At 39.6% G+C, this 8,876-nt stretch carries 7 protein-coding genes; 4 read left to right on the forward strand and 3 right to left on the reverse strand.

The genetic code is table 11. From position 1 onward, the window contains the following. Window positions 1-27: 27 nt before the first annotated feature. The 3 genes from AC1DDX_RS17180 to AC1DDX_RS17190 all read right to left on the reverse strand — a co-directional run bounded on the left by AC1DDX_RS17180 (window position 28) and on the right by AC1DDX_RS17190 (window position 3,500). Window positions 28-1,284 (reverse strand): putative DNA modification/repair radical SAM protein, encoded by a 1,257-nt coding sequence (locus AC1DDX_RS17180; RefSeq protein WP_337714863.1) that lies wholly within the window; start codon window positions 1,282-1,284, stop codon window positions 28-30. A gap of 117 nt (window positions 1,285-1,401) precedes the next feature. Continuing rightward, the gene (locus AC1DDX_RS17185) at window positions 1,402-2,106 is read right to left on the reverse strand and encodes a response regulator transcription factor (protein WP_337714866.1); all 705 of its coding nucleotides are present in this window, start codon (window positions 2,104-2,106) and stop codon (window positions 1,402-1,404) included. After that, window positions 2,103-3,500: a sensor histidine kinase gene (locus AC1DDX_RS17190; protein WP_288884303.1), complete on the reverse strand. Its 1,398-nt coding sequence runs from the start codon at window positions 3,498-3,500 to the stop codon at window positions 2,103-2,105. Before AC1DDX_RS17190 ends, AC1DDX_RS17185 begins: the two co-directional genes overlap by 4 nt. A 151-nt stretch (window positions 3,501-3,651) precedes the next feature. On the opposite strand from AC1DDX_RS17190, the gene AC1DDX_RS17195 reads away from it, so the two are divergent. The 4 genes from AC1DDX_RS17195 to AC1DDX_RS17210 all read left to right on the forward strand — a co-directional run bounded on the left by AC1DDX_RS17195 (window position 3,652) and on the right by AC1DDX_RS17210 (window position 8,714). Beyond that, a complete protein-coding gene (locus tag AC1DDX_RS17195) occupies window positions 3,652-5,064 on the forward strand; it encodes an alpha-L-fucosidase (protein WP_288884355.1) in 1,413 nt (470 codons plus the stop codon). Between the two features lie 94 nt (window positions 5,065-5,158). Then, on the forward strand, window positions 5,159-6,214 hold the full coding sequence (locus AC1DDX_RS17200) for a DUF6588 family protein (protein ID WP_172663272.1): 1,056 nt from the start codon (window positions 5,159-5,161) through the stop codon (window positions 6,212-6,214). Window positions 6,215-6,283: 69 nt separating this feature from the next. Then, the gene (locus AC1DDX_RS17205; RefSeq protein WP_477622323.1) at window positions 6,284-7,486 is read left to right on the forward strand and encodes a multidrug effflux MFS transporter; all 1,203 of its coding nucleotides are present in this window, start codon (window positions 6,284-6,286) and stop codon (window positions 7,484-7,486) included. Between the two features lie 103 nt (window positions 7,487-7,589). Then, window positions 7,590-8,714, forward strand: a complete 1,125-nt coding sequence (locus AC1DDX_RS17210; protein ID WP_288884354.1) for a hypothetical protein — start codon at window positions 7,590-7,592, stop codon at window positions 8,712-8,714. Window positions 8,715-8,876 lie beyond the last annotated feature (162 nt).

An 8,876-nucleotide genomic window follows, 5' to 3' on the forward strand; every position in this document is an offset into this window, starting at 1 on the left:
ATCACGTATATCATTAAAGTTGCAGGATTAAAATAAAATCATTTGTTGAACATCATTCTTTAAATATTTACTCTGGCTCTCCGCTAATATAAATGACTTGATCTGCGTACCCTGGTAATCTTTAATCTGATAGGGAGTATCTGCGCATTTGATAAAATGTTTTGCCCTGTTATAGGCAACCCCTATTTTCTTAAGCTGGTCGATCCGTAACTTTCCGAATTTTCTGGCTTGTACAATTTTTTTTGCTGAGCTCACTCCAATTCCAGGGATGCGCAGAATCATTTTATAAGCGGCCACATTGATATCTATTGGGAAAAACTGAAGGTTTCTAAGCGCCCAGCTAAGTTTTGGGTCTATATCCACATCCAGGTGTGGGTTGGCATCGTTCAGGAGTTCGTTAACGTTAAAACCATAAAAGCGCATGAGCCAGTCAGTTTGATATAATCTGTTCTCACGAATTAGCGGAGGCTGAGTGCCAATAAGCGGCAGACGATTGTCATGGCTAATCGGAATATAACCTGAATAATAAACCCTTTTCAGAGAGAAGTTTTTATAAAATGCATCTGCGGTATGCATAATGTCTTTATCTGTTTCAGGTGTTGCACCGATTACCATTTGGGTGCTTTGCCCCGCAGGTACAAATTTAGGAGTACTTTTAATCAGCTTTTTTTCGTCGTTGAATTGTACGATTTGATTTTGTACAAATCCAAGTGGGCGCTTTACGTCTTCATGGCTCTTTTCCGGGGCAAGTAATTTTAGTCCCTTTTCTGTAGGCATCTCCAGATTGATGCTCATTCTGTCTGCATAAAGACCAGCCTCCCTGATTAATTCTTCGCTTGCACCGGGAATCGTTTTCAAATGAATATATCCATTGAAGCGTTCTTCCAGTCTTAATTTTTTAACGACTTTGAGTAAGCGCTCCATCGTAAAATCGGCGTTTTTAAAAATTCCAGAGCTTAAAAAAAGTCCTTCAATAAAGTTTCGTCTGTAAAAATTGATGGTTAGGGATACAACTTCTTCTACAGTAAAAGCTGCGCGTTCAATGTCGTTACTTTTTCTTGAAACACAGAAAGCACAATCATAAATGCAATGGTTGGTCAGGAGAATTTTTAAAAGAGAAACACAGCGTCCATCCTCTGTATAGGTATGACAAATTCCAGAAGCATGGCTATCACCAAGTCCTTTATTGTCGTTTTTTCTCGTTCCCCCGCTTGATGAGCATGATACATCATATTTTGCTGCATCAGCCAGTATATTTAACTTTTCTCTAATCCGCTCAGACATCTTTCTAAATTTTACTAACAAAAGTAGTTATATTTGCTAATAACATTAGTAACATCAATAAGGTTTAAAATATTTTGCTTAAATCATTCCGATTATTCATATAATTCAGGAGTATGATTATTTTACCTTTAACATATAGCCAAGGCCATAAACATTCTCGATAGAGATTTCTTTGGATGCTCTAAATAACCTTCTGAGCCTGGAGATGAAGACTTCGAGGCTTTTTCCGTTAAAATAATCATCATTTCCCCACAGCGCCAACAGAATATCCTTTTTCTTTACCAGCTGGTTGAGATTACCTAAAAGATAATCCAATAATTCTGATTCTCTTAAAGTGAGTGATACCTCGTTGTTATCTGGCAGCAAAACATACAACTGCTTTTTATTGTATTTGATGTTGGCAATACGGATAAATTCCGGTTGGTCACCGGATCTGTCAGAAGAATTGTTGGATAACTTATCGATGATATTCCCAATTCTCAGTACGAGCTCTTCAATTTCAAAGGGTTTGGCAATATAATCTATTGCCCCTATTTTGAGCCCCCTGAGGCGGTTATCTTTCTCGTTATGGGCTGTTAAAAAGAAAAAGGGTTGGTTTTTATTGATTTTCATGATCTCGGTAGCTAAATCAAATCCGTTTAGATCTGGCAGCTGAACGTCAATGATGATCAATTTATTGGTCAATTGGTTAGCCGCATAATAAGCTAATGCCTCATTAGCAGTTTTAAACCATTGCACACTAAAGCCCCTTAACTTAAGGTATTCAGAAACAACATTTCCTAAATCTATTTCATCTTCTATTATAACAATATCGTAAATCATATATAGACCATAAATTCTGTGCCCTCACCTATTTTTGTTTTCACGTCCATTCTCCAACCATGAATATCCAGACATTCTTTTACGTAATATAATCCAAGCCCAAGCCCGGGAATGGTACTGTCCTGGTTTGACCGGAAGAACTTATCGAATATTTTTTCTTTAACATCATCTTCAATTCCGGTTCCATTGTCGGCAACATGGAGCACATAATTTCCCTGCTGTTCATCAATAAATACTTCGACATGCTTATGGGCACTATGGTTATATTTAAAAGCATTATCAAACATATTATTCAGCATAGTTGTGAACACAAAAGAATCGATCCGAACCAGTATTTCAGCGCTATATGGATCAAATGTAATGCGATCTGATGGACTAAGCTTTACCTTATAATCATTTATCAATACCATAACCGAATAGTTCAGATCTGTTTCTACCAGATTTGCCTTCTTTTTGAGCACTGATAGCTCCAACATCTGATTGATATGCGATTCCAGCCGGCGGGCCTGCCGTTCTACAATGTGAACAAGTGCTTTTACACGCGGCCTGTCGTTCAGCACAACATCATCATCGAGGCTTTTACTTGCCACCAGGATTGTAGTAATCGGTGTGTTGAATTCATGCTTAATGCTGTTCAGAAAATCGGACTTTATTTCGGCCTCTTTTTTCTGCCTCATCCAGTTGATGTAAGTATAATAATTTATGCCAACAGTTATGAGAATACATATTGCCACCAATGAAAATGTAGGAAGCATCTGATAGGCAACCCTTAACATGCGGTAAGGGTGATCAGCAAAAAGGCTAAACGTAACCCTGTAATCGTATTTTAGCTTGTCGCTTACAGAAAGATTGGTTACCCTGTTTTGAGGTGTGGGGTTGGCGAGCTCACCATCAATAATAGCCCCATAGTTTGCTTTATTCTTTTCTTTAAAAAATGCTTTTTTACTGTCAAAGATGAAAATATCTCCTATACGGTTGTCAAAGTTTATTTCTATTGATTGAAACGTTAGTAAATAACGCATATTGGTATCCAGGGAGTTCCGAATAACGATCGACTTGAAAACACTGTCCATGTTACTCTTCATCCTTAAAACATTGAAAAGTGTATCACTTACCCGCATGGCCAATTGATCAAAGGTTTTCTTATCTTTAAGATAAGCCGCACGTAGGTTGGGCATATTCCGGCTTAGAATAGAATCAATGATTTTTCCACCACCGGGATACACTTTGTCGGCAGGTATGCTCCTCCCGTATTCGTCATTAAGCAGCGTTTTTTCCTTTAAGTTGAAGTCTCTGTCGCGTAAAGTGTATGTATTGTAAATTAACCTTGCCTGCACAACTATGAGGATCAAAAAGCTGACTAACACTATGCTCTTATATAGGCGACTTGTCATTTTTCAATAATTCAATTTGCTTTAAAAGTAGGGTAAGTTTTTTTATTTTTCTTACTGTTAAGCTTTTGTTAGGCTTCTGTTAGGTTTCCATTCGACAAGTTTATTCTTTATTCACTATAAATTTGCACTGACCAATTTCAAAACAGAAAAAATGACTATTAAAAGAATTTTAGTTTTATTGTTACTGATTTCAGGACTTTCTCCTTTAAAATCATTACATGCGCAGCAAAAAGCGCCGAATAAATCGCTCCCTGCACTTCAACAGGATTTTGTAGACCTCGGATTTGGCATGTTCATCCACTATGGGATGCCTACTTTTATGAACCAGGACTGGTCGGATCCTGATGCAGCCCTTTCCCTGTTCAAATCACCTAAGTTTGATGCCGATCAGTGGGCTAAAGCAGCAAAATCGGCAAACATGACCTATGGATGCTTAACAACCAAACACCATAGCGGTTTCCCTATCTGGAATACCAAAACTACGCCTTATAATGTGATGCATACGCCATTTGGACGTGATGTGGTAAAGGAATATGCCAATGCTTTCCGTAAAAATGGCTTAAAAGTAATGCTTTACTATTCCATTCTGGATACCCACCATGGCATCCGCCCCAATCAGATCACTGCTGAACACATTCAAATGATCAAAGATCAGATCACCGAATTGCTTACCAATTATGGTGAAATAACGGCCCTGGTTATTGATGGATGGGATGCGCCATGGTCAAGAATCTCGTATGATGATGTACCATTTGAGGACATCTATCACCTGATCAAATCACTACAACCCAATTGTCTGGTAATGGATCTTAACGCGGCAAAATACCCGGCAGAAGCACTTTTTTATACCGACATCAAATCGTATGAGCAGGGCGCAGGGCAATTCATTTCTAAAGAGCACAATAAGCTGCCGGCTTTGGCATGTCTTCCATTGCAGGAAAACTGGTTTTGGAAAACATCTTTCCCGGGTACACCGGTTAAAAATGTAGACGAGCTTGTAAATAAATTTATTATACCGTATAACAATGCTTACTGTAACTTCATCCTTAATGTAGCCCCAAATGCAGATGGCTTGATTGATGAAAATGCCGTGCAGGCTTTAAAAGAAATAGGCAAGCTTTATAAAAAACCTGAAAAGCTTCCGCAGGTACCGGAGCATGCTGCACCGATCATATCAAGTAACCTTGCTAAACATGTTAAAAGCAACAGCAGCTGGAGTGATGACATGAATATTATGGATTTTGCCAATGATGATAATTTTGGAAGTGCCTGGGTTTCAAATTCCGAAGTAAAATCGCCATGGTATGAGCTCAATTTTGAAAAGGCCAAACCTGTAAATATGCTGGTGATTACTCAGGGAAGGAATACAAAAAGTGCCTATACCATACAATACTTTGCCAGTGGAAAATGGCAGCCGCTTAAAACCGAAAAAGTAGACCAAAACAGCAAAATTCAGATTTTCCGCTTCGACAGACTTTGGGCAGAGAAAATAAAATTAGCTATCCAATCTCCTGATGGCCCACCATCTATTGCCGAAGTTGGTGTTTATAATGAAAGGAGATAAAAGCCGCTAAGGTTCCCAAATATTACTTTATAAAAAGTTTCTTTATGATAAATTCAGTTTACTGACGTTACTAGTATAGTATTACTGAATTATTATGAAGAGACTTTTTGCTATTATATCACTGTTATCTATTATCAGCTCCCACCAATTATTTGCCCAGACCGGTTTCGAACAACTCATAAACGCAGGACCTGCCGATGCCACAAAACTTGTTGATGCTTATTCCAAGTCTCTTTTTAAGGGATTTGGATTGGGTATGAACAGTGGGTGGACAAACAGTGCCCAGACCCTCGGACTGTCCCATTTTGAGTTGCGTGTTACCGGAACTGGTGTAATAGTACCTGCCTCTGGCAAATCATTTGACGTTACCCGGATCGGTTTGTCGAGCAACCTGCGTCCAGCGAACCCCAATGACGTCATTTCACCCTCCTTTAGTGGCAGCACCAGAGCTAATGGGCCTTTGATGGATGTTTATGATGAGAATAACAACAAACTGGTTTCTTTTGAATTACCCAGTGGGATGCTGGAGAATTATGTACCTACACCACAGATCCAGTTAACTGTAGGCCTGCCCGCCAATACAGATGTTACTATTCGGGCTGCGCCAAGGTTTACAATTGGCCGGAAAATAGGTTCGGTTTCTCTGATTGGTTTTGGAATTAAACATAATTTTATGCGCGATTTATCTAAGGATGCGCCTTTTGATCTCGCCTTGGCCTTCAGTTACAATAACCTGAAATATAAGAAATCACTCAACCTGCAACCACTTGAAAATTCGGTGCCGCAAGACAGCGAACAGTCTACAGACTTTTCCGGACAAGAGATTTTTGGGAACTTTAACAACTATCTATTCCAGGCATTGATATCCAAACAGTTTTCAGTGTTCACCCCCTACCTGTCTTTAGGCTACAACGTGTCGAGCGCCGATATGGGACTGAGCGGAAACTACCCGATAATAAGCGGTTATAATGGTGACCAGGTTACTTATAAAACATTTTCTAATCCCGTAAGGATTGAGAGAACCTACCTAAAAGATTTTCGTGTTGATGCGGGTTTTCAGGTTAAACTTCCTATAGTCAGGTTTTATGCTTCTTATGGTGTTTCTGGAAATTACGGTATTGCCAATGCGGGCATCGGTATCGGCCTTTAATATCTTTTATTTATATAATTTGGAATTGGCATGACGAAAAGCCGGTTATCAAATAACTACTTTTGTGGTATGACGCAAAAAAGATATCTGTTCTTAATTTTAATACTTGGTTCACTCACCGCTCTCGGCCCCTTTTCTATCGATATGTATTTGCCGGGTTTTAAAGCAATAGCCAAAGACCTGAATACCACCGATGCGAAGGTAGCCTGGTCGTTATCAAGCTATTTTATAGGTATCTCTGCTGGTCAGTTACTTTATGGACCATTGTTAGATCGTTTTGGTCGTAAGAAACCCCTATTTATTGGTTTACTGGTATATATTCTGGCAGCTGCCGGATGTGCGCTGGTTAAAGATATTGACTCGTTTATTGTATTGAGGTTTGTTCAGGCAATTGGAAGCTGTGCGGCTACTGTTGCATCGGTTGCCATGGTTCGCGATTTGTTTCCTGTTAGTGAAAATGCCAAGGTATTTGCCTTATTGATGCTTGTGCTTAGCGTTTCGCCTATGATTGCTCCTACCGTAGGTGGCTATGTTACGGTGGCTTTTGGCTGGCATACAGTGTTTTTGATTTTACTGGGCTTAGGCTTGTTTAATTTGATAGCCAGCTGGCTCTGGTTGCCCGAAAGTTATAAGCCGGACACCACCATGTCATTAAAGCCTAAACCCATAATAAACAACTTTATAGCGGTGTTACGTGAACCTACATTTTACACGTATGCGTTTACCGGAGCTATGGCATTTGCTGGTTTGTTTGTATACATTACCAGCTCTCCTATTCTTTTTATGTCGCTATTTAAAGTGAAAGAAGAGACTTATGGATGGATCTTTGCCTTTCTTTCTGTAGGGTTTATTGGCRCAAGTCAGGTAAATACATTGATGCTAAGGAAATATAAAAGCGAGCAATTGATTTTTGCCGCTTTAATTGGGCAGGTTATTACGGTAATTGTATTTTTAATTGGCAGTATTAATGGCTGGTTCGGGCTTGCCGAAACTATTGGTTTTCTGTTTGTTTTCTTATGCTGTTTAGGAGTTGCCAACCCGAATGCTTTGGCGCTTTCGCTTGCTCCTTTTTCAAAAAATGCAGGTAGTGCATCTGCGTTGATGGGCGCGCTTCAAATGGGATTAGGAGCATTGGCATCGGCATGTATTGGCTTTTTTGAGCAGACATCGGCTGTGCCGATGGTTTTGATTATGACAGTGACCTCTGTTATTGCGCTTACTGTACTTTTTTTTGGAAGAAAGAATATTGTGGCAGCGCCAGCGGGTAATTAGTTTTTTTTCTCGACGATCGCCTTATAGCGACCGCTAAATATTTCTCCTCCCCTGCGTAGGGGTATAAGTAAATCATGTTGTCTTACTCTAAAACAAGACAACAATGAACATCAAATCTTTTATAACAGCATCAGTATTATTAGCTACCGGTCTAGTTGCAAATGCGCAAAATCAAATGCCAGGCAAAATGCATATTGGTATTGTGTATCCTTTAAGTACTAACGGAACACATGCCCCTTTAGATACCAATAACCTTTCTTTTAACTTACTTGGCGGAGTATCTGCAGCTGAACGTGGTTTGGCCTTTGCAGGGCTTTCGAATGTGGTATTACATGATGCCAAAGGGTTCCTGTTTGCAGGATTTTCTAATCATGTAATCAAAAATGCAGACGGCGGACAATTTGCTGGTTTCCTTAACACTTATGGCGGTGGCGATGGTTTTGCTTTTGCAGGCTTTGCCAACATATCATCAGGGAATGTAAAGGGTGCTCAATTTGCTGGTTTCGCCAACATTGCTAAAGAAATGAATGGTGCCCAGTTTGCAGGCTTCGGCAATGTGGCCAAAGGGGGAACAGCATCTCAGTTTGCAGGTTTCATCAATATAGCAAAAGGTGTGAAAGGTTCTCAAATGGCTGGCTTCATGAATGTAGCCAAAGATGTAAAAGGATCTCAAATTGCAGGCTTTATAAATATTGCCAAAAAGGTTAAAGGCGCCCAGATAGCCGGTTTTATAAACATCGCAGAGAGCAGTGATTTCCCGATAGGTATTGTAAACATTATAAAAAACGGGGAGAAAAGTATTGGGGTAAGCACCAACGACAACCTGACCACCATGCTAACCTTCAGATCGGGAGGCAGAGTACTTTATGGTATTCTGGGAGTTGGATACAACTTTAAAAACGACAAAGAAGTATATGCAGCTGAGGCCGGTATGGGAGCTCATTTTTTCCAGTCAAACAGCTTCAGGTTAAATACTGAATTAACGGCGATGAGTTTAGAGAGCTTTAAACATGGAGAATATTTTAGTTCGTCGTTTCGCGTATTACCTGCTTTGAAGATCGCTAAATTTCTGGAGATCTATGGCGGTCCGTCTCTTAACTACGTAAACACCAATACCATTGAGGGTAAAGATTTAAACAAGCACTACATATCTAAATGGGGTAACAAAGGAAACGACTTCCAGGGACTATATGTAGGCTATACCGGAGGTATTCAGGTAATCTTTTAACCTAATGCAACCTTTAATTGAAATTAACAATCATCGTTTATAACACACAAAAACCAAATTACTATGAGAAACCTATTATTGTACGTTTACATCAGTCTGCTTTTTATCTCCTGTTCAAAAGACAGACTAACAGCCAGCGGTGATAAGATCACAGAGGAACGT

It is taken from the genome of Pedobacter sp. 10L46_2 (assembly GCF_056395165.1).